14 protein-coding genes and 2 pseudogenes are annotated in these 23,841 nt (G+C 41.7%); 10 read left to right on the top strand and 6 right to left on the bottom strand.

The window, feature by feature from the left end; all coding sequences use genetic code 11:
* Positions 1–138: 138 nt before the first annotated feature.
* Entirely contained in the window at positions 139–2,127 is a 1,989-nt protein-coding gene (locus J7338_RS00595; RefSeq protein ID WP_182797686.1) for a ligand-gated channel protein, read from the bottom strand.
* Positions 2,128–2,247: 120 nt separating this feature from the next.
* Between J7338_RS00595 and J7338_RS00590 the strand changes: the two genes are divergently transcribed.
* Complete coding sequence (locus J7338_RS00590) at positions 2,248–3,156, top strand: LysR family transcriptional regulator (RefSeq protein WP_149980026.1); 909 nt, start codon at positions 2,248–2,250, stop codon at positions 3,154–3,156.
* A 107-nt stretch (positions 3,157–3,263) separates the two neighbouring features.
* Positions 3,264–3,953 (top strand): VC0807 family protein, encoded by a 690-nt coding sequence (locus J7338_RS00585; RefSeq protein WP_149980025.1) that lies wholly within the window; start codon positions 3,264–3,266, stop codon positions 3,951–3,953.
* Positions 3,954–3,970: 17 nt separating this feature from the next.
* Here the strand turns inward: J7338_RS00585 and J7338_RS00580 are convergent, their stop codons facing one another.
* Positions 3,971–4,576, bottom strand: coding sequence for a TetR/AcrR family transcriptional regulator (locus J7338_RS00580; protein ID WP_145234238.1), 606 nt, complete (start codon positions 4,574–4,576; stop codon positions 3,971–3,973).
* A gap of 170 nt (positions 4,577–4,746) precedes the next feature.
* On the opposite strand from J7338_RS00580, the gene J7338_RS00575 reads away from it, so the two are divergent.
* The 3 genes from J7338_RS00575 to J7338_RS00565 all read left to right on the top strand — a co-directional run bounded on the left by J7338_RS00575 (position 4,747) and on the right by J7338_RS00565 (position 9,508).
* A complete protein-coding gene (locus tag J7338_RS00575; protein WP_210794607.1) occupies positions 4,747–5,796 on the top strand; it encodes an efflux RND transporter periplasmic adaptor subunit in 1,050 nt (349 codons plus the stop codon).
* Complete coding sequence (locus tag J7338_RS00570; RefSeq protein WP_210794605.1) at positions 5,796–8,885, top strand: efflux RND transporter permease subunit; 3,090 nt, start codon at positions 5,796–5,798, stop codon at positions 8,883–8,885. The genes J7338_RS00575 and J7338_RS00570 overlap by 1 nt, the downstream gene beginning before the upstream one ends.
* A 230-nt stretch (positions 8,886–9,115) precedes the next feature.
* Positions 9,116–9,508: a GreA/GreB family elongation factor gene (locus tag J7338_RS00565; protein ID WP_210794603.1), complete on the top strand. Its 393-nt coding sequence runs from the start codon at positions 9,116–9,118 to the stop codon at positions 9,506–9,508.
* Positions 9,509–9,954: 446 nt separating this feature from the next.
* Here J7338_RS00565 and J7338_RS00560 read toward each other — a convergent pair.
* The 3 genes and pseudogenes from J7338_RS00560 to J7338_RS00550 form a co-directional block, all read right to left on the bottom strand.
* Positions 9,955–10,179 (bottom strand): annotated as a pseudogene (locus tag J7338_RS00560) (alpha/beta hydrolase family protein); the annotation flags it as partial.
* A gap of 71 nt (positions 10,180–10,250) precedes the next feature.
* A pseudogene (locus J7338_RS00555) lies at positions 10,251–10,475 on the bottom strand (alpha/beta hydrolase family protein); the annotation flags it as partial.
* 273 nt (positions 10,476–10,748) lie between these two features.
* On the bottom strand, positions 10,749–13,211 hold the full coding sequence (locus J7338_RS00550; protein ID WP_210794597.1) for a S9 family peptidase: 2,463 nt from the start codon (positions 13,209–13,211) through the stop codon (positions 10,749–10,751).
* A gap of 164 nt (positions 13,212–13,375) precedes the next feature.
* Between J7338_RS00550 and J7338_RS00545 the strand changes: the two genes are divergently transcribed.
* The 5 genes from J7338_RS00545 to J7338_RS00525 all read left to right on the top strand — a co-directional run bounded on the left by J7338_RS00545 (position 13,376) and on the right by J7338_RS00525 (position 21,699).
* Complete coding sequence (locus J7338_RS00545; RefSeq protein WP_210794594.1) at positions 13,376–14,383, top strand: LacI family DNA-binding transcriptional regulator; 1,008 nt, start codon at positions 13,376–13,378, stop codon at positions 14,381–14,383.
* On the top strand, positions 14,380–15,600 hold the full coding sequence (locus J7338_RS00540) for a glycosyltransferase (RefSeq protein ID WP_210794592.1): 1,221 nt from the start codon (positions 14,380–14,382) through the stop codon (positions 15,598–15,600). The genes J7338_RS00545 and J7338_RS00540 overlap by 4 nt, the downstream gene beginning before the upstream one ends.
* Before the next feature lie 125 nt (positions 15,601–15,725).
* Entirely contained in the window at positions 15,726–16,952 is a 1,227-nt protein-coding gene (locus J7338_RS00535; RefSeq protein ID WP_210794870.1) for a threonine/serine exporter family protein, read from the top strand.
* Between the two features lie 537 nt (positions 16,953–17,489).
* Complete coding sequence (locus J7338_RS00530) at positions 17,490–20,048, top strand: TonB-dependent receptor (RefSeq protein ID WP_210794590.1); 2,559 nt, start codon at positions 17,490–17,492, stop codon at positions 20,046–20,048.
* 241 nt (positions 20,049–20,289) lie between these two features.
* On the top strand, positions 20,290–21,699 hold the full coding sequence (locus J7338_RS00525) for a TonB family protein (RefSeq protein ID WP_275074598.1): 1,410 nt from the start codon (positions 20,290–20,292) through the stop codon (positions 21,697–21,699).
* Here J7338_RS00525 and J7338_RS00520 read toward each other — a convergent pair.
* Entirely contained in the window at positions 21,680–23,833 is a 2,154-nt protein-coding gene (locus J7338_RS00520) for a winged helix-turn-helix domain-containing protein (protein WP_210794588.1), read from the bottom strand. The genes J7338_RS00525 and J7338_RS00520 overlap by 20 nt on opposite strands.
* Positions 23,834–23,841: the final 8 nt, after the last annotated feature.

Here is a 23,841-nt window from a genome sequence, read left to right as displayed (position 1 = left end):
TCTAACTTTAGAGTAGAAACTTTTCATCAGCAATAGTGTATTTATATTTTCAGTTAGTTATAAAGCTCCATTTATAAAATAAGGCCTCAATTGAGACCTTATTACTTAACCTAAGTAGGGGTTACTAAGTGGTATGCATTAAAACTGCCACCCGAGCGATGCCCAATAACGGCGTCCGTCTTCGACATAACCATATTCATTCTCAGTGATATCTTTATCAAATAGGTTATAAATACCAAAGCCTAACTTTACGCTTTTAGTCAAAACATAATTACCACCCACATCGGCTAACGTGTAGTTAGGTGCAATTAGGCTGCTTTGTGAAGGCCCTGTGGTTGGTTGACTTTCCTCACCACGATAATGCACACGTAACCACCCCCCTAACTTATCGCTTGGCTGCCAGTTTAACGATGTTTGCACTATATGTTTAGGTAACTGGTTGAGAGGACTGCCTTTATATTGCCCGGTTTTTTGCTCAGAATCGGTATAAGTGTAATTAGCGCTTAAACCTAAATCGCTGGTTAAGTCGTAAGAAACTGAAAATTCAAACCCTTGAGTCACGGCTTCATCAACATTTACATAGGTTGTCGGATCTGAACCAAACTGATTTTGGCCATCCGTGCATTGCGTAAGTGGGCATGCAATTCGCGTAATTTTGTCATCAAACTCATTGTAAAACACCGTACTTGAGATTGTGTAATCACCACGTGGATCGTAATAAATACCCATTTCATAATTCAATGACTTTTCAGGACTAAGATCTGGGTTGCCATAGATATTGCCGCCTCGACTTACTTGTCCCCAGTCTGCATTTGATTGACGAATATTAGGCGCTCTAAAACCTGTCGAAATACCACCTTTGATAGTGATAGCCTTAGACGCGGTATAAACTCCATATAAACGTGGACTCCAATGGCCTGAAAAATTATCGTCGTGGTCGTAACGCAAACCTGTGGTGAGCTTAAATTTGTCGCTGGTGCTCCACTCATCCTCAGCAAATACCGACCACTGTTTATTTTCTACATGGGTTAACTCGCTGATCCTATTACTCGTGTAATCATCAAGCACTTCTTTTAAGTAGGCTGCACCAAGCGTCGCGTTATGACCGGCAAAAATCGGTAAAGTCCAACTGGTTTGCGCATCCGTGTTTTCAACAAACATTTCACGAGAAGTATTATCGTACTTATCGTATTTTAAATAGCTGCGCGAGTTACCAAAGTCATAATAACCGTTATGGGTTAACGAGTAAGTTTGTTGCTCATACTCTGTTGTCGATGATTCTGGGCAACCTCTTCGGCCACAGCTTTCACCCGGCGCCAATGGTTCAACTGTTTTACCCAGTGTGTTTTCAAATTTTTGCTGCGCGCTGCCAACCTCTAGCATTATTTCGTGATTATCGTTTGGCGTTAAAATAAACTTCGCTTTAAGGTTACTTTGCTCTTTGCCCCTAAAGCCTGATGTAAAGTTATCTTCGTCACGTTTGGAAAACTGCCCATATAATTGCACACCTAATAATTCTGGGACAAGTCCACCAGCTGCGAAAAAACTACCTTGATTAGTATTACCTGAGTCGCTACTTTGTTGAACTGTACTGTCTAAACGCAGCTCACCATACCACTGCTGGGGTGTTTTTCGAGTAATAATGTTTATCACCCCACCGATAGCATCTGAGCCATACAAGGACGACATAGGCCCACGTATCACTTCAATGCGTTCAATTGCAGAGATTGGCGGTGTCCATGCACCTTCAACACCTGGCCCATCACTGTTTGGCCTTGTTTCACGTGATGATTGTCGCTGGCCATCAACTAAAATTAATGTGTATTGGCTAGCCATGCCTCGCAGGCTTATATCTTTGCGATCGCCACCGCCGGTAACCACAACTCCAGGGACATCGGTCATTGCATCGGTTAAGTCACGATAAAAGCGTTTTTCCAGATCTGCGCGATCAATCACACTGATGCTTGCTGGCGCGTCCTTTAACATTTGCTCATAACCTGACGCTGATACCACGATAACTTCCATATCTTGTTTCGTTTCATCAGCTAACACTATTGAGCTGGATAAACTAAGCGCGGTTAAAATGGCGCTAGTTAACGGTATTAACTTACAACTTACCGTGTTCATGATTTTTCTCCGTGACAAATGCAGTTTAAATGATAATAATTAGCGTTTGCATGGTAGTGAGATGTTCCTTTTTCTACAATGTGTATTTTCTTAAAACAGTATTAAGTAAGACTTAACCAAATGAATACAAAATTACTTCGCACATTAACTGTATTTGTGCGCATTGTTGAAACGGGTAGTATGAGTAAAGCCGCAGTTGATCTTGCCATGACCACATCAGCAATTAGCCAACAAATCAAACAAATAGAGCTTGATATTAAGTTGAGCTTATTTAATCGCAGTCCACGAGAACTGACACTCACCGAGGCTGGCGAGATTTATTATCAAAGCTGTGTAACCATCCTCACCGCTGCAAAACAAGCTGGTGAAAAGCTGCAATATTTACAAAACAGCCCTAGTGGTCAATTAAAGTTAGTAGCACCGGTTGGATTTGGTGGCGGAATATTAAGTGAACCGCTTAAAAAATTAACCAACCAGTACCCTGATTTTGATGTGCAACTGACTTTATCTGACGAACCCCTTGATATAATAAAGTCGGGCGCTGATTTGGCTATAGCGATTGGCCCGCTGGATGATTCAAGTTTAGTTGCTCGGCCTTTGGCGAAGTGGCCACTCGTATTATGTGTGCATAAAAGTCACCCATTGGCTGAGCATTGCACACTGTCGCCTTGGCAGTTAAACCATCATACTCGTATCTCGCATTGCACTGCAGATCACCCACTAACGCATAGTTTAAACAGCCAAAAAAAAGCGCTCCCAAAACCACGTATCGTGGTTAATAACATGCACAGTATTATTCAATTAGTGTGTGATGGCGTTGGTTATGCAATTTTACCAAAGCCAGAAGTACAATCATTATTGCTAGAAGGAGAACTCGTTGAGTTATGCACTGACTGGCAACTGCCCACCTACAGTGTGTATGCAATTACCCCAGCAAGAGATATTTTGGCAGGTAAAACCAAACTGGCTATCGAAATTTTAAAACAGCACTGTGATGAAATCTCAGATTCATTAAAGCAGTCTGCATAAAGCAAATTATCCTAAACTTACTTGTAACCACTGCAACGCAGCGGGTCTATATCTTAAAGTAACTTGTGTATATACTTTATGTATTGAATACCAATGATTGATGCATAATGACAGCGGCAAAAAAGAAGAGTAATTTTTTTAGTAATATAATTTTTAATATTATTTTACCTGCGGTGATTTTAAGCCGCTTTAGTACACCTGATACGTTAGGCCCGGTATGGGCAGTAGTGGTAGCACTTGCTTTTCCGCTGTTATTTGGTTTGTGGGAACTTAAACAATCAGGCAAAGTAAACTTTTTCTCAGTACTTGGCATTATCAGCGTACTACTTACTGGCGGTATCAGTTTATTTGAACTTGACCCAGCTTATATCGCGATTAAAGAAGCGATGGTACCAGCAATTATTGGTGTGATTGTATTGATCAGCCAGTACACCCCTTATCCGCTGATCCGTAAATTACTAATTAACCCTGAATTGCTTGATATTGATAAACTTATGCATTCGTTAGAGCAACAAAACAACACCGCGGTATTTGATGCAAAAATGCGTCTTGCCGGTTTTATTGTTGCCAGTGCGTTCTTTTTATCTGCAACACTCAACTACTTTTTAGCGAAAAGTATTGTTGTTAGTATGCCCGGCACCACAGCTTATGCCGAAGAGTTAGGACGTATGACGTGGTTAAGCTACCCAGTCATTGTGGCGCCGACTATGGTACTATTAGGCGGAGCAATTATTTTCATTTTTAAGCAAATAGGTAAATTAACTAAACAACCTATCGATGAATTTATATTGCAGTAAGTGGTTACTCAAAAGCCTTAGCGATACATTTTAATAAACCGCCTTACGCAATCTTCAATATATGCTGCTGGCGGTACATCATTAATTTTTGCGTGCCCAAGTGCATGGCGTAATTTCCAATCACCTGTGGCCATGCCCAGTAACTGTAACGTCGCAAACTTAGGGTTGTCGATATCAAGCAAGCCCGCCTGTGCAATACTACATAAGCAGACCTCTACCTGCTGCATCACTACTTTAGGGGCGGCGTCATAAAACAATAAGGCCAACTCAGGGTATTCATCTTTGTGCGCTACGCACGTGTCGTATACTTTCAATGCCTCGGGTGAAAATACCAGTGTAATAAAATTAGTCACAACACGTAGTAAGTTTTCCTCTAGGCTTTGCGCTGGCTCAAAACGCTCTTTACGTAAGTTTGAGGAGGAACAATGCGCTGTTACAGTTTCAACAAATAGATTATTTTTGTCTTTGAAATGACTATAAACCGTTTGTTTAGATACTTGGGCTAATTTAGCAATTTGATCCATGCTGGTATTAGGAAAGCCTTTATCCATGAACAAGGTCGTTGCAGCTGTAATAATTTGTTGTCGTTTTTGTTCTGACCGACTTAGGGTAGTTATTTCCATTTTCACCTCAAATCAAACTAGACAGTCTAGTTTGATTGATTTATATTTATACAAAATTAGACTCTTGACTCCAATTCTAAATCATTCTGCGTCTAGCACAAAGCATAACTGTGTTTAATGCACCTGACTAACCACGCTGATTTAACATGGCGATAAATAAGGATATTATAATGAAAAAATATCTGCTTAGTGCATTCATTTTATTCACACCATTTATATGTTATAGCGAAAGTCTGGTTCATGTAGCTGCCTACACAGTACAACAAGAGGCGGGCTATTATCAAACACGTACGCTTAGTGGCAAAGTGGTCATACAAAACGATGCAAAGTTGAGTTTTGAATTTCCAGGAAAAATTGCACAAATTTATTTTGATCAAGGCGAGCAAGTAAAACAAGGCGATATTATTGCACGCCAAAATACGCAGCTTTTAGTTATCGAAGAACAAAAACTCCAGGCGCAAAAACAACGAATTCAAGCACAACTTACCTTCGCTAAACTTGAAAAAAGGCGTTTAGCAGAACTTGATAAAAAGAACTACTCGGCCACCTCGGCACTTGACCAAGTTAAAACCAATATCGCTGTACTTAACGCAGAACTAGCCGCAATAGCAGCAAACTTGAATGAAGTCAGTATCCGCACTGAAAAGGCACATTTAACCGCGTCATTCAACGGTATTTTAGGCCAGCGCTTTGCCTCACAAGGTGAAATTGTTGCAGCCAGTACACCGATTGTGCGTTTAATCGAAAACCAACATGCGCAAGTAAGCATGGGGATCCCACTGACACTGCAAAGCACCATCCAAAATAGCATGGACATTGAGATTGCCGGACAAAACTTTACTGCACAATCTATCAGTAAAGGAGCGAGTATCGACCCACATACACAAACCTTAACAATGCGCTTTGCTTTGCCAACTAGCGCAGTTGTTTATGCTGGCCAATTAGCAAAATTAACAGTGCAACAATATCAGCAACAAAGCGGTTTTTGGGTGCCTCTTGATGCCCTTGCCGATGGTGTGCGCGGTACTTGGCAGGTTTATCAAATAAAAAACAAGGTACTAAAACCTATCATTGTGCAGCTTTATTATGCCCATGATGGCTATGCGTTTATTGGCGCCCCATTACACAATGGTGCGCAAATTGTTGCCAATGGCATGCATAAGCTGTCGGCCAACATTTCGGTTAATGTTGTTGCCAATCAACCAACCAAGGTGCTGTGATGATCCGCTATTTATTTAATCACGGGCGTGTCCAAGCGCTTTTAGTGGCGTTACTTATCGTTAGTGGTTTAGCTGCGATCAGTGGCTTAGCGCGCAGTGAAGATCCTCGAATAACTAATCGTATCGCTATCGTAACCACTGCTTTACCTGGCGCCAGTGCTGAACGAGTTGAGGTGCAAATAAGTGAAAAAATCGAACAAAAACTAAAATCCCAAGCTGAAGTAAAGCATTTATCGTCGATTTCTCGTCCTGGGCTCTCAGTGATCACCATTGAGCTAAAAGACGAAGTCACGAACGTTAAACCCATTTGGTCGCGAATGCGTGATTTATTAGGTGATGTCAACAACCAGTTGCCAGTAAATGCTTCATCACCGCTACTGGATGACGAGCGTGGCTATGCTTATACTCGTATCTTATCGCTTAACGCCAATAACGATATAACCACATTAGCAACGGTTAATCGCTATGCAAAAGAGCTGCAAAATCAATTGCGTAATGTTTCGGGTGTGGAGTTGGTGCATTTTTTTGGCCAAGTTGATGAGGAAATTTTAGTTGCGGTTGATCAACAAAAAGCCAGTTTAGCCGGTATTCCTTTAGCGCATATTCATGCAGCTATTCAAGGTGCAGATGCAAAAGTAGCCGCTGGTACCCTTACAAATGACAAATCGCAAATGCAAATTGAAGTGACCGGTGCGTTTGACTCGATTGCTCGCATTGGCGCAATTCCACTAAGTAGTAATCAAAATGCAGGGCAATATCAACTCTCTGATGTAGCCCAAATTACTCGCTCAGTAAAAACACCCGTGAACGAAATTGCATTAATTGATGGAAAACCCGGTATTTATATTGCGATCCGCATGTTACCAAACTTGCGTATCGATACTTTTTCTAAGCGTGTTGATGTCGCCATCGATAACTTTAGCCAAGACTTACCAAGCCAAATTTTACTCCAAGATATTTTTGATCAACGCGGTTATACCCAAACTCGTTTAGCCGATTTACTCAGCAATATTACCGTGGGGTTTGTGCTTATACTAGTGGTACTATTTATCACTTTAGGTTTTAAAGCTGCTCTAGTTGTCGGCACCGCGTTACCTTTAACCGTATTGTTTACGTTAGTAAGTATGCAGCTCTATGGCTTACCTATTCATCAAATGTCGGTTACCGGTTTAGTCGTGGCCCTGGGCATTATGGTTGATAACGCCATTGTCATCACCGATGCTGTTCAGCGCTTTCGCCAACAAGGCCTAACAGCTTTAGCCGCAGTAGAAAAAGCCGTGGCACATTTTTGGCTTCCACTGCTTGGCTCAACTCTAACAACTATTTTAGCGTTTGCACCGATTGTGTTGATGCCAGGTGCTGCAGGAGAGTTTATTGGCGGTATTGCCTTAAGTGTTATTTTTGCCTTAATTGGTTCATACCTGATTTCACACTCTTTAGTGGTGGTATTTGCAGGGCAATTTATCAATAACGAACAGCGTACTGGTATCTTTTATCAAGGTATACGCACACCTAAACTCAGTAAACGCTTTGAAGCAACGTTAAAACGTAGCCTAGAAAAACCAATACTCACTTTACTACTGGTCTTTATACTCCCTGTTGCCGGTTTTTTTGGGGCAGGACAACTCACCGAGCAGTTTTTCCCGCCCTCAGATCGCGATATGTTTCAAATTGAAGTGCATTTTGCCCCTCATGTGAGTATTACATCAACTCGACAAGCCATAGAGAAAATGGATCAACTAATTCGGCAATCTGAAGGCATTGAAAAGCTCGATTGGATGATCGGAACTAATTTCCCAAGCTTTTACTATAATATGCTCCAGCGTAATCGCGGCGCCAATAACTATGCGCAAGCGATGGTAAAAGTAACCGACTTTGAACGTGCCAACGAGTTAATAAAAAGCTTGCAAATACAACTTGATAAAGCATTTCCAAACGCACAAACTTTAGTCAGAAAGCTTGAGCAAGGTCCACCATTCAATGCACCAATCGAAATGCGTATTTATGGCCCAAGCCTAGATACTCTCTCTGAACTGGGCCAACAATTACGCACGCAGCTCATTGCTCATAACGATATAACCCACACCCGTCCAACCTTATTGTCGGGCTCGCCTAAACTATGGTTAAACACCGATGAAGCAGCGCTGACTCATGCAGGATTAAGCCTAAGTAATATGGCAACACAACTACAAAACCAGTTCAATGGTGTCGTGGTCGGCAGTATTATTGATAATACCGAAACCGTTCCCGTACGCGTTAGAGTTGCAGATAAGCGCCGAGATGATATTAGCTCGCTATTTAGTACGCAGTTAAATACGCCAGCTAGTTCAAACCAAATAGATACTGCACAACCGCTAGTGGTTGAATCATTTGCCAGTGCAACACTGAGCCCTTCTCGTGGCTCTATCGCTCGCCGTGACGGTGAACGTGTTAATATTATCGAAGCTTATTTAGCAACTGGCGTATTACCGCAAACCGTACTGAATGAAGTGACCGCCACCATTGCACAATCAGGCTTTGTATTACCCCATGGCTACAGATTAGAGCTCGGTGGTGAGTCGCAAAAACGCAACGAAGCGGTTGGTAAATTGCTTGGCCAAGTGGGGATTATTGTCGTGTTATTGATCACCGTACTGGTGATGTCATTTAATTCATTTACCACCACAGGGCTAATCTTAATAAACGCCCTGCAAGCTGCAATGCTGGGCTTGCTCAGTGTATTTATTGCTGGCTACCCGTTTGGTTTTACTGTGATCATTGGTTTATTGGGCTTAATGGGACTGGCCATAAATGCCGCCATTGTCATTTTATCAGAGTTAAATTCACTGCAAGCCCTCACTGATAAAAACAAAATCGTTGCCGCTGTGATGACTTGCTCACGCCATATCAGCTCCACGACTATCACCACCGTTGGTGGCTTTTTACCACTCATACTCGCCGGCGGAGGTTTTTGGCCTCCGTTTGCCGTCGCTATCGCAGGTGGTACTGTATTAACCACTGTGTTGTCATTTTACTTTGTTCCTGTGGCATATTATTTAGTATCAAAACGCACGCTACGCACAAAAAAACATGGAATTAACGCACACTAGTAAATTTAAATTAATATCTTTATTTTTAAATTATAAAACACCATTGATATAATATTTTTATGAGGTATGATTACTTTAAATAAGAGGAACATCATGTTTATATTAATATCTCATCCACAAAAAACAAATCTCACCTTCGACATTTAAGCCGAGTGTAACTCTTACACTCGGCAGTCTCACTGTATTATTTTAAATTTAAGTTCGGTTCAGTTTTCGTGGAGATTTAGTCCGTGTTTGCTTTTCTGTTCGGGTACAAAACCCCTGCTTTTTATAAGTATAAAAACTATTTAAGCCAAAGTTCAGCATTTTTACATCCGCTGAAACTCGCGCATGTGTTGCAAAAAATAGAGTATTCACAACGACCTTGGTCAAAGTTTAGCCCACATGTACAAATTGGCTGTACCGTAGTCATCCAGCATACTGATACGGGCTATAAACGCCGTATAAGCTTAGTTCCTGCTGCAGAAAAGGGGCTATGTAATAATGTTGTGTCATTACACTCTCCTATAGGTACTGATCTTTTAGGACATAAAATAGGTCACATTTTTGAGTGTAAAGAATATGGATGTTTTCACTCTTGGCAAATATTAGCAATTAATAGTAAGGAGAATTATATAGAGTAAATTATTTCAATTTTTATTGATTAATTTTTATATATTTAATTGGAGTTATTTATAATGAGTAAAGAAAAAGCTAAAAAACCAGCAAAAATGACGTTAAAAGAAAAGCGAAAAATACGTAAGGAGAAAACAAAGACAACCGAAAAGTAAAGAGTTGTCACTTTACATATAACGTTTCATGGAAACCTTAATAAAGTCCAAAGCTCGGCATTATAATAATGTCGGGCTTTTATCGTTTAAATAAATTAATAAAGCTGTGATCAGGAGTTTCTGTACCTGCTGGAATAGTTAAACACGCTTAGTTATTTGCTTCACGGTCTTTTCAAACCACTTCATTGCTCACAATATTAGCGGCAGTTGCATCAGGTTGTAACTCTGCGCAATAGAAAAAATTTATAAAATGCTTAAAATTGTGAGGGACACTTTTTGGCATAAACCGCACTTTGAATTTATTCTGTTACAGAAGGTTCAGTATTTTCTTGAGCATCGCGTGCAGGAGCTTCGTCACTTAACAAGTACTTATCCAGCCATTGCTCTTGCTCCCAAAGCACATGCAGTAAACTCTTGCGAGCACGGTAGCCGTGAGCTTCGTAAGGTAACATCACTAAACGCGCTTCTTTCCCTAAGCCTTTGAGCGCAGCGTACATACGCTCGCTTTGCATCGGGAAGGTGCCGTGAGATTAAGGGTGGGTCTTCTTCCCCATATAATTAAATTAACAAGCGCGGCATAAACCGCGCTTTGAATTTATTCTGTTAAAGAAGGTTCAGTATTTGCTTGAGCATCGCTTACAGGAGCTTCGTCAGTTAACAAGTATTTATCCAGCCACTGCTCTTGCTCCCAAAGCACATGCAGTAAACTCTTGCGAGCACGGTAGCCGTGAGCTTCGTAAGGTAACATCACTAAACGCGCTTCTTTACCTAAACCTTTGAGCGCAGCGTACATACGCTCGCTTTGCATCGGGAAGGTGCCGTGAGATTAAGGGTGGGTCTTCATCCCCATATAATTAAATCAACAAGCGCGGCATAAACCGCGCTTTGAATTTATTCTGTTAAAGAAGGCTCAGTATTTACTTGAGCATCGCTTACAGGATCTTCGTAACTTAACAAGTATTTATCCAGCCATTGCTCTTGCTCCCAAAGCACATGCAGTAAACTCTTGTGAGCACGTAGCCGTGAGATTAAGGGTGGGTCTTCTTCCCCATGTAATTAAATTAACAAGCGCGGCATAAACCGCACTTTCAATTTATTCTGTTACAGAAGGTTCAGTATTTGCTTGAGCATCGCTTACAGGAGCTTCGTCAGTTAACAAGTACTTTTCGAGCCATTGCTCTTGCTCCCAAAGCACATGCAGTAAACTCTTGCGAGCACGGTAGCCGTGAGCTTCGTAAGGTAGCATCACTAAACGCGCTTCTTTACCTAAACCTTTGAGCGCAGCGTACATACGCTCGCTTTGCATCGGGAAGGTGCCTGAATTCGGGTCTTCTTGGCCGTGGATCATTAACATCGGCTCGTTAATTTTTTCAGCATGAAAAAACGGTGACATATTGGCGTATACATCCTGTGCTTGCCAAAAATCACGTTCTTCTCCTTGAAACCCAAACGGTGTCAAGGTCCTATTATAGGCACCACTGCGGGCAATACCAGTTTTGAATAAATCACTGTGGGCTAATAAGTTTGCTACCATAAAGGCGCCATATGAGTGGCCTGCAATGGCGATTTTATCTTTATCTGCAATGCCTTTTTCGACCAGCACATCTACCGCAGCTTTGGCACTTGCAACTAACTGCTTTCTAAATAAATCATTTGGCTCTTTACCATCAACACCGACGATTGGCATCTTCGGATCATCAAATACAGCAATGCCTTTTGCAAGGTAAGGCATTGGCCCCCAATAACCTATGTAGGTAAATTCATACGGCGATTCACGTACTTGCGATGCAACTGCTTTATCTTTATATTCTAGTGGGTATGCCCACATTAATACAGGTAATGGACCTTGCGTTTTATCGTAACCTGGAGGTAAATATAGCGTACCAGAGAGTTCAACACCGTCATCACGTTGGTAACGCACAAGTTCTTTAGTCACCCCTTTAAACGCAGGGTATGGATGCTCAAAGGTAGTGAGCTGAGTCAGAGTGTCGGCATCTAAATCGCGAATAAAGAAGTTAGGTTGTTCGGTCTTAGATTCACGAATAGTAATTAGTCGCTCACCTTCATCATCAAGCATGGCGCGAACTCGCTCGTAATATGGCGCTTTTGATTGCCATAAACGCTTGGTTGTATTGGTCTTAATGTCGTACTGATCTAAAAATGGCACATTCCCTTGCTCTGACGCACCATCACCGCGCAAAAATATATAACGTCCACCAACCACTTTAATAACGTTTACACCGAGATCATTTCGCTCATAAATAGCGTCGCCCGGATCTTTATAAGCATCGTTATAGCTGCGCTGTGAAAACAATACGCGGTTATTATCCGCATCGCGTGGTTGGATCACATAGGTACGTAACTGCCGATCACTAAAACGCCACTCGGTTAAAAACGCAACGTTTTCATTCGCCCACTCAATACGTGAAAAACGTCGTTCTAGTTTAGCAAATAGTTTTGGTTCACGTTTAAAAGGTGAGCGTAAACTATATAGATGATCATGATACGGCACATCGGTTTTCATATCGCCGCCATCTTGCGCCTGCGCCCAAATGATCTCAGCACCTTGATCATCACGCCACTGAAAATCACGACGACCCGTTCGCACACTGTCATAACCTTGTGGAATGTTGTCGGCCAGTGGCTGTTTAAACAATTGCGCTAACGTATAACCACGCATGCCAAGCACCTGCCACGTTGTCGCAAAGCGGCTATAGGGTACTTGATACGAAAATGGTTCGTCGATAGTGGCTACTAAAATATTGGTTGAATCAGGCGAGATCGAAAATGATTTAAATAATGCTGGTTTGCCAATCGATAACGCAACACCGCTCAGGGGAATATAAGTTAATTGACCTTGGCCGTAAAACTTAAACTGCAACTCATCAAACGGGCTGGTTAATAAATTTTGGTAAGTCCGTGCTGGCGCTTTTTGACCGCTACTTTGTTGAATAACCGGCACAACGCTATTTGCATCACTAACTAATTTCGGCTTGCCGAGGTTAACCGCTTGGTTAGCAACAATTGCCGTGCTATCTGGTAACCATTGATAAGGGGTAGCTGTTAGTACTGAATTAAGAGCCAAAGTTGACAACTGACGTGCTTGTTTAGTTTCGGCGTTATACACCCACAATTGCGTCTGAGTTGGTTGCTCAACAATAAACGCTAAATATTCGCTATTACTTGACCATTTAGGTGAGCGGATCACCCCTTGAGGTAAATTATTAACGGTGATCACAGCGCCAGTCGCAATATGTTTAACTTGTAACGCACTAAATTTAGTACGAGGACGTGAGCGTGAAAAGTTTGCTGGGTTTAACTTTATACCCGCTAATTTCAATTCTTCTTTTGCTAAATCATCTAATGTTTCAATACGTTTACGCTCAAACAGCGCTAACCATTGACCATCAGCCGATAGGTAGCTACTCGGTGCTAATTTAGCATCAACCAGCGCGGCTAAATCACTTGATGGGGTTTGATATCCCTGCGCGCCATAGCTAAAATGACTAAAGCCAACACTCAATAAGAGGGCGAATAAAAGCAGCATGCTTTTCATAGTGTATCCTTGGTATTTTTATTAATTCCTGTATATAAACATGTTTTGCAACATTCATAAAGTTTTTGCGATTCTACCTTCAATAACGCCGATAGATGACTTATTAGCTCAAACTGCGTTAAACTGGCGGCTTAGTTCAAGCAATTGCTGACGCATAGATTAAAATGAAAACAAAAACCGATAAAATCACTATTTTTGACGTTGCCAGAGAAGCCGAGGTTTCAAAGTCAACAGTGTCTTTAGTGCTTACCCAAAGTGACAAAGTCAGTGATAAAAGCAAAGCAAAAGTATTGCATGCCATTGATAAGCTTGGCTATGTATATAATAGAGATGCGGCAGCACTGAGAAGTCGCCGCTCTAACTTAGTGGCGTTAGTTATTAATGATTTAACTAACCCTTACTCTGCGCAAATAGCGTTAGGACTTGAAAACCATATTCATACCCTTGGCATGCTGCCGATGTTAGTGAACACCGCCGAAAGTGTAGAGCGCCAAACACAAGTTGTTAAAACACTCAAAGAATATAATGTTGCCGCATTTATCATGTGCCCAGCTCCTGGCACAACCCAGCAGTGGGTTGATGAACTTATCAATAGTGGTTTCCCGGTCATTCACATTATGCGCGAAGTGGCTTTTTGTGCCGCCCCGACAATATTGCCGGATAATAAAAAAGGCACTCATCTAGCCACTAGCCATATTTTACAACAAGGAATTGCAGAAATTGCATTTATCGGCGGTACTGAGGATATTTCCGATCACCATGAACGTTTAAGTGGTTTTCACAGCGCTCTACAACAATTTAATTTGCCTTTGGATAAACCAATCATTACCGCCGCCACTAATCGCCAAGGCGGCCGCGATGCATTTAATGCCCTATACGCACAGCACCTCAACACTAAAGCCATTATCTGTTTTAACGATGTCATCGCCTATGGTGTTATTGAAGCGATACGCGAACAAGGCTTAGTGCCGGGTAAAGATATAAAAGTGGTGGGCTTTGATGATTTAGCCGATTCATGTTTAATGTCGCCATCACTGAGTAGTGTCACTATAAATGCCGATGATATCGGCAAGCGCACATGCCAAGTATTACAAGAGTTACTCAATCAAACCGTGCCTGCGGTACGTACCTTAGTTGATGTTCATTTACAGATAAGAGATTCAAGTCAATGAAAAAAGTATTAGTAATTGGCTATGTATGGCCTGAGCCAAATTCATCTGCTGCGGGCACGCATATGATGTCACTGTTAAACGTATTTAAAGCACAAAATTGGCAGGTTGAATTTGCCAGCCCAGCGCAAAAAACCGAGCATATGGTTAACCTTGATGACTACGGTATCAGTAGCGCAACAATCGCCCTTAATTGTGCAAGTTTTGATGAATATGTTAGTAGCTATGCCCCCGATATCGTCATGTTTGACCGCTTTATGATGGAAGAACAATTTGGCTGGCGAGTAGATAAACACTGTCCTAGTGCATTAAAAATTCTCGACACTGAAGACTTACAGTGCCTGCGTAATGCTCGCCATGAAGCGCATAAAGGCAACCGAGCATTTAACCATAGTGATTTACACTCTGACATCGCCAAACGAGAAATCGCCGCCATTTTACGCTGCGATATAAGCTTAATTATTTCCAGCTTTGAAATGCAGTTATTAGCAGATGTATTTAAAGTAGATAACCGTTTATTACATCATTTACCCTTTATGGTCGACTTAAGCGCTTTGCCCACTCAAACAAAGTCATTTGATGAGCGTCAACACTTTATGACTATTGGCAATTTTCGTCACGCGCCGAACTGGGATGCTGTATTATATTTACAACAAATTTGGCCGCTCATTCGCAAGCAACTACCACTGGCTGAGCTACATATTTATGGCTCTTACCCACCACCAAAAGCAACGGCTTTAAATAATCCAAAAACTGGCTTTTTAATCAAAGGTTGGGCTGCTGATGCCTATCAAGTAATGGAAGATGCCCGTGTGTGTTTATCACCACTACGCTTTGGCGCCGGTATTAAAGGCAAGTTGTTAGAGGCGATGATCATGCAAACACCCAGTGTAACTACGCCTATTGGTAGTGAAGGTATGCATGGTGATTTAGCATGGCCTGGCGTGGTAGTCAGTGAGCCGCAACAATTTGCTGACGCAGCGCTAGCACTTTATCAAGATGAAGATGCATTTTATCAAGCTCAAAAAGCCGCAGCTGAGTTACTTACAACCTGTTATGACAAAGACGTATTATCCGTTGACTTAATCAATAAAATCACGGCAACGTCAGCGAATTTAACCCAACACCGTGAAGCCAACTTTACTGGTCAAATGCTTAAACATCATACCATGCGCAGCACCCAATATATGGCTCAGTGGATAGAAGCAAAAAATAAGTAAACTAGGTTAAAAAATACTAGACAGGCGGTGATTTGTGTTTACAATCGCCGCCACAAAGTTAGGCAAATTTAGATATATTGTCTATTTTTTTAACTGAACAATTTAACCTTTGGTTCAATGTCGATTTGAAAACCGCAACGTTTACAGAAAAACGAAAATTTATCGTTAAGCTTGGCAAAATGCTACATAAATATGGCACCCCTGCTTATCGACTTGAAGCCCACTTAATGGAAGTGGCCACTTACCTTGATCTCAAATCTTCGTTTGTGATGTCACCAACCTCGGTTACTTTTGTGATCTGGACTGACGGCCACGAAGACGAATATACCCATGTAGCTCGTGTTGACCCTGGTGATCATGATCTAGGCTCGTTGGCTGATACTGATGATTTAGTCAATAAAATGCTCAATGGCGAATTGACTTTGCAAGAAGTTGATGTGCAACTTGATGCCATTTATGTGATGCCCAATCCTTATAATCGCTCTGTTACTGGCATTGCATTTGCCACTTCTGGCGGTGCATTTGCGATGCTGATGGGCACCAGTTGGAATGACGTGTTCTGGTCTGCATTATTGACCTTGGTCGTGTACCTATTTGTATTGTGGTCAACCCGCTCTAAACGAGTTGCTCATATGCTTGAGCCTTTAGTTGCGATCATATCCGCAATTTTAGCCTGCGCTGTAAGCGTACATTTAGATGTCGGGATCAATATCCGTTTAGTTGTACTATCAGCCATTATTGTATTTATCCCCGGACTTGCCTTAGCACTGGGGCTTGCTGAACTTGCAGCCCGGCACTTAGTATCTGGTACAGCGCGCGTGATGGATGCTTTTATGCTGTTGTTTAAGCTGTATTTTGGTGCTTTTATTGGTATTGCTATCGGTTTTGCGCTGTTTGGTCAAGTTGACTTCGTGCAACCTGAACCATTACCAAAATGGACCGCATGGTTGGCAATATTTCTACTTTGTAGCAGCTTAATTGTTATTTTTAGAACCAAACTAAAACATGCTACTTGGTCAATTGCCTCAGGCTTTATTGCTTACGGCACCAGTATTGGCTCAGCAATGTATTTGGATTACACCTTAGGAACCTTTGTTGGTGCATTTTCAGTTGGCGTATTTAGCAATTTATTTAACCGTATTGCCAATGCTCCTGCCTCAATTGTTGCCATGCAAGGCTTGATTGTATTGGTCCCTGGTAGCAAAACCTATATTGGATTAAATTCATTAATAGAAGGCCAAGATTTTGTTTACGCTGATCACATTGGTCAGCAAACATTCCTGATATTTATGTCACTGGTGGCAGGATTAATTTTCGCCAACGTCGCCCTACCACCGAAAAAGAGTTTGTAACACAATAAAACACCTAATTTTCTAGGCTCTTAATTGAAAAGAGCCTAGCGAAGTTACTTTTCCCATCGGGAGGTCTGTATTCGCCATTGATTATTTCCCAGTCACCTTTTACCTTTTTACCTTTTTACCTTTCACTTTTTAATCCACTAGTTGTGAATTGCAACAATTAAAAACGTAAAACTCATTAAGTAAACTTAATTTATTAAACAAAAAACAAGAACTGACAAAAATAAAGCAGTTGATATTAAACAATTTTAAATAGAAAAATAATTATTTTCTTTCAAATTAATCACTTTCACAACTATTCACTCAGATTCAAGACTCTATTTTTTAAAAGGCGTTTAATAGAGCCACAAACAAAACAGCTACGGTTATTTTTGTATGCGTAGTGGCCGTAATAAGTTAATCACTTAGTCGCCAATGTTTGTTTTTAGACAACGGTCTTACCAAGTTCGACGATTAATAATGACTATATGTACGAATGGTAGGACTCATTTGACACAACAAAATAAAGTTTTGATTCAAGGGGAATCGAGGATGTTAAAAGTAAAAATGAATAAACTGCATCTAGCAGTGAGTGCATCTCTTATTACATCGGCATTGAGCTTACCTATGGTAGCGCACAGTGCTGAACTTAAAAGCACGGACGAAGTTGAAGTGATTCAAGTTCGCGGTATTCGTGGCAGCGTTGTTAAATCACTGAACACTAAGCGCTATTCAAATGCGATTGTGGATGCAGTAACTGCTGAGGATATCGGTAAATTCCCCGATCAAAACGTGGCAGAGTCTCTACAACGTATCACCGGTGTATCAATTAGCCGTAACTTTGGTGAAGGTGAACGCGTAAGTATCCGTGGGACCGCTGAGAGCCAAAACCGTACACTATTAAATGGTCAAGCTGTCGGCTCTGCCGACTGGTGGACGAACTCTGCGGCAAGCCGTGGTTTTAACTATACAATGTTGCCGTCTGAAATTGTATCCGGGTTAGAGGTATACAAGTCACCGGAAGCAGATATTGATGAAGGCTCTATTGGTGGTACGGTTATCGTAAGAACGCGTAAACCGCTTGATTTAGAAGCAAATAAATTTGCGGGCTCAGTGCTTGCCCAGCACAGTGAAATTTCGGGTGAAACCGACCCGCAACTCTCTGCTATGTATAACTTTAAAACTGAAGATGAAACCTTCGGTGCGCTTATTTCATTGGTTCGCCAACAGCGTAACCTACGCCGTGATGGTATTGAATCATGGAGCTGGGCAAAGCGTGATATCACCCTAGAAGACGGTACTGAATATAAAGATGTATACAGTCCAGGCGGTGGTGGCTCAGCGATGTTCTTACAAGAGCGTATTCGTACAGGTATCAATTTAGCCGTACAGTACCGCCCTACCGAGCAACTCGATTTAACCTTCAACGCCCTTGATTCTACTCTTGAAGCGAATAATGAAAATCAAAACTTCCTATGGCTGCCAGGTTATGGTGGCTCACAATATACTGACGTCACGTTAATAGAGAACGATCAAGTTGGTACTATGCTAGTGGGCGGGACTTTAGGGTTATCACCAACTGCGAATAACATTCTAGATGAAACCAAGGTACGTAATTCAGAAATTAGAACCAAATCGTACGATTTAAAAGCCGATTATCAAGGTGAGTTATGGCTGACCAGTGTGCATGTTGGTTATACCGAAGGCAGTGGTGGTTCGCAAGCTGATCGCAGCGTTGGCTGGGAAGGCAATTATGTACATAGCTTTGATACATCCGCTGTTGAAGATGTACGTACTACTTATGGCGCAGATCCAGCAGATGGTAAAAATTGGGATTTAGGCTTTTTACGTTACGACAGTAATGATGCCAAAGATGACGAAACTTACCTACAAGTTGATTTTACGCGCCCAGTTGACATCGCTGTCTTTAGTAAAGTGAAATTTGGCTTAAAATACCGCGATCACTCTCGTTTTAATACTAAACACACCACAGACAACCGCACAGATTTAGGCTGGAATTTAGCTGACTATTCACTATCAATGCCATCTGATTACTTATCAGGGCTAGACTCAGACGGTACGTTACGTGATTATGCAATCACAGACTCTGACAAAGTACGCCGCGAAGGTGATGCCCTTGATTGGAACTACCGTGTACTCAAGGCCAGTACTTTTGAAGTTGAAGAAAAAATTACTGCAGGTTATATCAAAGCAGATATCGATGTTGAAGGTATGCGCGGTAACTTAGGGGTGCGTTTAGTGCAAACTCAGCAATCAACGGCAGCTTACGTAGGAGAAAGTGGCTCTGAAGTTTGGACCAATGATGACCGCGACTATTTTGATATTCTACCTAGTATCAATCTAGCAATTGATTTAGATGACGATGTACTACTGCGTTTCAGTGCAGCCCGTGTAATGTCACGTCCAGATTATGCATCGATGACTCCTTCAACCTCTTATAACCTTGAAACACAAACAGGCAGTGGCGGAAACCCGGATATTGACCCATACCGTGCAACGCAGTTTGATACTGGGGTTGAATGGTATTTCAGTGATGCAGGCTTATTCTCAGCGGTTGTATTTTATAAAGATATTCAATCTTTCTTAGATGTAACACCTAACCTTGAAATTCACGAAGGTGTAGAAATCTTAGTAAACCGCCCTACAAACGGCCGTTCAGGTCGTATCCAAGGTTTAGAGCTAGGTTATCAGCAAGAGATACTTGAAGGTTTTGGTTTTAATGCTAACTACACCTTTGTAGATGGTGAAGCAAAGGATGCCGATGGTAATGATACGATTATTCCTGGTAACTCGGAACACACTGTCAATTTAAGCACTTACTATGAAACAGATGCCTTTAGCACACGTATCTCCTACAACTTCCGTACAGGTTACAACTCAGGCCAAGGTCATGGTTATGTTGATGATTATGGTCAAGTAGATGCAAACTTTACCTACAACGTAAACGATAATTTAGCACTTGTTTTAGAGGCAATAAACCTTACAGACGAACACACTTTTAGTTACCAAGAAGAAGGTGTGCAACAAGCCTTAACGGGTGTATATGCCGATGGTCGTCGCTTTGTTGCCGGAGTGCGCTTTAACTTTTAATTACCCATTTGTCGAACTCCAAGCTAACACAGGTATTCGACTCTCGCCAAGGATGGCAGCCCCTATGCCCAGGGGTTTAAAGCAGGCAGTCATTTGACTGCCTGCTTTTTTTCATTTGTGATATTAGTACTATAAATAAGTCGCGTTAAGGCGCTAGTAATAATAAACAAAACAAGTACAATCAATAGGTAAAAACGTTACTCGAATAATATAGTCGAACAACATTGGCGAAGCATAATACGTGTCAGCACACACAGTTATTGATCACAGTAAGCATACAACAAGATTTTGTCGCTACAAATTCTTATTAGTATTGCTATGCCTGCTGTTTGCGCCTTTAACTAAAGCAGATTTACTCAGTGCAACCCTTGACTACCACCAAGGCAACTTCAACAAAGCACAACAGGAATTTCAACAACTCGCGTATTTAGGTAATGCAGATGCAATTTATAACATTGCTGTTATGTATTTACATGGCCAAGGCGTTGAGAAAAACAAAGCACAAGCCTATGCTTGGTTCAGTTTAGCCGCTGATTTTGGATTGCTCGATGCCCGTGATACGGCAATGCTCATCGCCAGCCAAAGTGATAATAAGCAGCCCCTTGATGATGCCTATAATGCACTATTAAAGCAGCTGAGTTTTCAATGGTATGATCAACAATTACGCCCAGAGTTAACCGCCAGCCCTGCCCCACATTCAAGTCCACAGCGAAGCTATACTGTTGAGCCTAAATACCCTGAACATGCCTATCAAAATGGCATTGAAGGATGGGTTTGGCTTGAGTTTGATATTGATAAAAGCGGCGCTGTAACCGATATTTCCCTCATAGATTCATACCCAGAAAAAACCTTTGATCAAGCTATAATCAATGCAGTGAAACGCTGGCAATATCAAGGGGATAGCCAAACCTTGCCTTACTATAATCGTTCTTTGCTGTATCACTTCACCACCTATAAAGGGAAACAATATGAGCAAAGCTTTAAAAGTCAGCAACGTGAGTACAATGAGAAAATTTCTGACTTAATTGATGCAGCAGAGCAAGGTAACGCCTTAGTACAGTATTATATTGCTAATTGGCTGAGTTCAGATGAATACAATGCAACCCGCTTATTAAAATACCATTGGCAACAAACCAACGCCAATAGTGAGTTATTACTTCGCTCAGCCGTCAACGGCTACGCCAATTCGCAATATCGTATTGGTGCTAATATGTTACGCGGTGAATATGGTAAGGTTGATCGAGAAAAAGGCTTGAATTGGATTTTACTTGCAGCTCAAAGTGGTTTTGCCAATGCGCAGTATCGATTGGGACGAGAGCTATTAAACAGTCAATATGTCGATTATGCTCCCAATAAAGCCCTAACTTGGCTAAAAGCGGCCGCTGCGCAAGGGTTATTTAGTGCTAAACGGGAACTGGCCTTATTACTTTTTGAGCTAAAAAAACCACCACAACAAATCACACAAGCTTTAGACTCTGCATTAGCAGATGATAGTGAACACCCACAATTATTATTACTTAAAGCGAAAATTCAAGCGGCGAATAACAAACCCCAAGCTGCAAAAAAATTAGCCAACAACGCTCTAAAAGAAGCCCGCACTCGAAATTGGGATCAAAGCAACATTAAACAATTTATGGCGACCCTGCCTTAATCGCTTTGTGTAATAAAATATCAGTTTCGATACCATCTACCTGACTAAATACCACTTGACTCCCATCCACTGAACTACTGATATTTAGATTGATATCAATATCATAACCATAAACACCGAGCTCCTTTATGAACACATTACGCTTTTGATCCGTTAAATAACAATACAACAATAACTGATGACCTTGGCGCAGTACGTAATAAATACCCTGTTTAAATACCGCGGGTTTAAACAGCTCAAGAGAGGGTAATAACTGCGCCAGTGGAAATTGTTGCTCCAGCGCTGCCGATAAATAGGTTCGTACTTGTAAATCATGCTCTAAATACGAGCTATTAAGCTGCCAAAGTGGGTGCTCTTCATCTAGAGTCTCAAATGATACATTCTCTTTCACTAAAGTATTGCTCATCAGTTGAATATCGTAGCGCCAATCTTGCCATTGTAACTGCTCATCGTCACTTTGCTGATTGCTAGCTTGATAGAAAATACTGTGACTATCTGCTGACCAATGCACACCGTTGAGCTGCTCGAAACCAGATATGATTGGTACTAGACGACGTGAAAAGGTATTGATCAAATACACATTTTGTTGCTCATCCGCCAATAATACATTGTCACCATTAGGTGAAAAAAGCAGGTACTTTGGGGTAATATCGCTGGGTAACGTGGCAATTAGGTTGGCGGTTTTACGCTGCTTATGTTTAAGCCATACTTCGATATGCGTAAAGCCTGTGATCCCTCTTCGCTGCAATGAAATAAACGCGCTTTGTTGTCCGTCTGGCGATACTGCGGGTAAAATGTCCATGCGCGCAGACGACGATAGTTGCATCGTATTACGAATTTTAGGGGCATCGGCACTTAAATCGAGTTCAATTTGGTACAAATTAACCCGTGCTTGCCCCTCAGCATGAGCAATATCACCCGTTTGCGGGTTAATTGCTAAATCGGCGACAAACCCCAATGGCTGATGTACCAATTGCTCATTACCTTGGTAGTCATAACGGCGCAGTGCATCATCCCCGAGCCAATAGTAATCCTGTTCACTGTCAAATAATAACGGCGCATGGCTGTGCCGACTGCGCTTTATTTCAGTACGTTTTAGTGATTGCGTTAAATCCACTTCGCTGACGCTAAACCAGCCTTGATCTTTTTCGAGGATGAGCATTTTTTGCTGCTCATTAATATCAAACGTGATCGGTTTAAAATCCCCTACAATTTGCTGCTCTAATAAAGTCGGTGTAGGTGAAAATGCCAAGGTGTATTTGACTAATCGGGGTTGTTCATCTTGCCAATGTGTGGTGTAAATAGTGTTGTCGTCAGCCCAGTGTAATTTGGTTGGACCATGACGCTGCTGACAGCGAGTGAGTTTAAATTCAGGGCTCAAGCGCCATGTCTCAATGGCATTAGAGACTGGAATAACACGAATGTCGCAACTGAGCGGATCATACCTAAAATAAGCTAGCCATTTACCGTCTGGCGACCACACCGGCGCCTCTTCTGAATAACCTGAGTTTTTAATACTGTGCACGGTCTTACTTTGCTGATCATACACCGCTAAATCAAATTGGCTTTGTTGATCATTGGATTGGCTAAATGCTAAATACCGGCCATTGGGAGAATAACGTAAAAAGACTTCAGCCCCTGGTGCTGAGGTGATCCGTGATTGATATTCATAATTCAAACTAGATATTGTAGGTGCAAGTAAATACTGGCTAACAAGTGTCGTTATGGCCCCGAGCATTAAACCCAGTGCAATATATAAAGCTGATGTACGTGGCGTAGCCGGAGTCACTTTGTCTAATAAGGTCGGTGCATCACTTACCTTTGCGATTAACTGATAGCCTACTCGCGGTACGGTACGAATAAACGTTGCAGTGTTTTTATCATCATGGAGGCTTTTACGCAGTTGCGTCACTAGTTGACTGACTGAATTGTCGCTCACGACTACATCGGCCCACAGTGTATCCATAATTATATCGCGTGATACTGCGTTGCCTTGGTGTTCGAGTAACAACTTTAATAACACCAATTGCTTGGCTTCAACAGCAAACCAACGCCCTGCTACCTTTACTTTTAAGGCAGCAAAGTCAACGAGTACATCGTTGAGGAGTAACTGTTTTAATTCGGTTGTTGGCATCGTTTGTT

The sequence above is a fragment of the Pseudoalteromonas ostreae genome (assembly GCF_018069805.1).
GTDB classification, from domain to species: Bacteria; Pseudomonadota; Gammaproteobacteria; order Enterobacterales; family Alteromonadaceae; genus Pseudoalteromonas; species Pseudoalteromonas ostreae.
Note: the sequence above shows the minus strand (reverse complement) of the source record. Positions and strands in the feature narration are given on the sequence as shown.

What these genes read in the sequence shown, in the direction of transcription:
- J7338_RS00595 (WP_182797686.1), bottom strand. Translation starts at nt 2,127, where the DNA reads ATGAACACGGTAAGTTGTAAGTTAATACCGTTAACTAGCGCCATTTTA.
- J7338_RS00590 (WP_149980026.1), top strand. Translation starts at nt 2,248, where the DNA reads ATGAATACAAAATTACTTCGCACATTAACTGTATTTGTGCGCATTGTT.
- J7338_RS00585 (WP_149980025.1), top strand. Translation starts at nt 3,264, where the DNA reads ATGACAGCGGCAAAAAAGAAGAGTAATTTTTTTAGTAATATAATTTTT.
- J7338_RS00580 (WP_145234238.1), bottom strand. Translation starts at nt 4,576, where the DNA reads ATGGAAATAACTACCCTAAGTCGGTCAGAACAAAAACGACAACAAATT.
- J7338_RS00575 (WP_210794607.1), top strand. Translation starts at nt 4,747, where the DNA reads ATGAAAAAATATCTGCTTAGTGCATTCATTTTATTCACACCATTTATA.
- J7338_RS00570 (WP_210794605.1), top strand. Translation starts at nt 5,796, where the DNA reads ATGATCCGCTATTTATTTAATCACGGGCGTGTCCAAGCGCTTTTAGTG.
- J7338_RS00550 (WP_210794597.1), bottom strand. Translation starts at nt 13,211, where the DNA reads ATGAAAAGCATGCTGCTTTTATTCGCCCTCTTATTGAGTGTTGGCTTT.
- J7338_RS00545 (WP_210794594.1), top strand. Translation starts at nt 13,376, where the DNA reads ATGAAAACAAAAACCGATAAAATCACTATTTTTGACGTTGCCAGAGAA.
- J7338_RS00540 (WP_210794592.1), top strand. Translation starts at nt 14,380, where the DNA reads ATGAAAAAAGTATTAGTAATTGGCTATGTATGGCCTGAGCCAAATTCA.
- J7338_RS00530 (WP_210794590.1), top strand. Translation starts at nt 17,490, where the DNA reads ATGTTAAAAGTAAAAATGAATAAACTGCATCTAGCAGTGAGTGCATCT.
- J7338_RS00520 (WP_210794588.1), bottom strand. Translation starts at nt 23,833, where the DNA reads ATGCCAACAACCGAATTAAAACAGTTACTCCTCAACGATGTACTCGTT.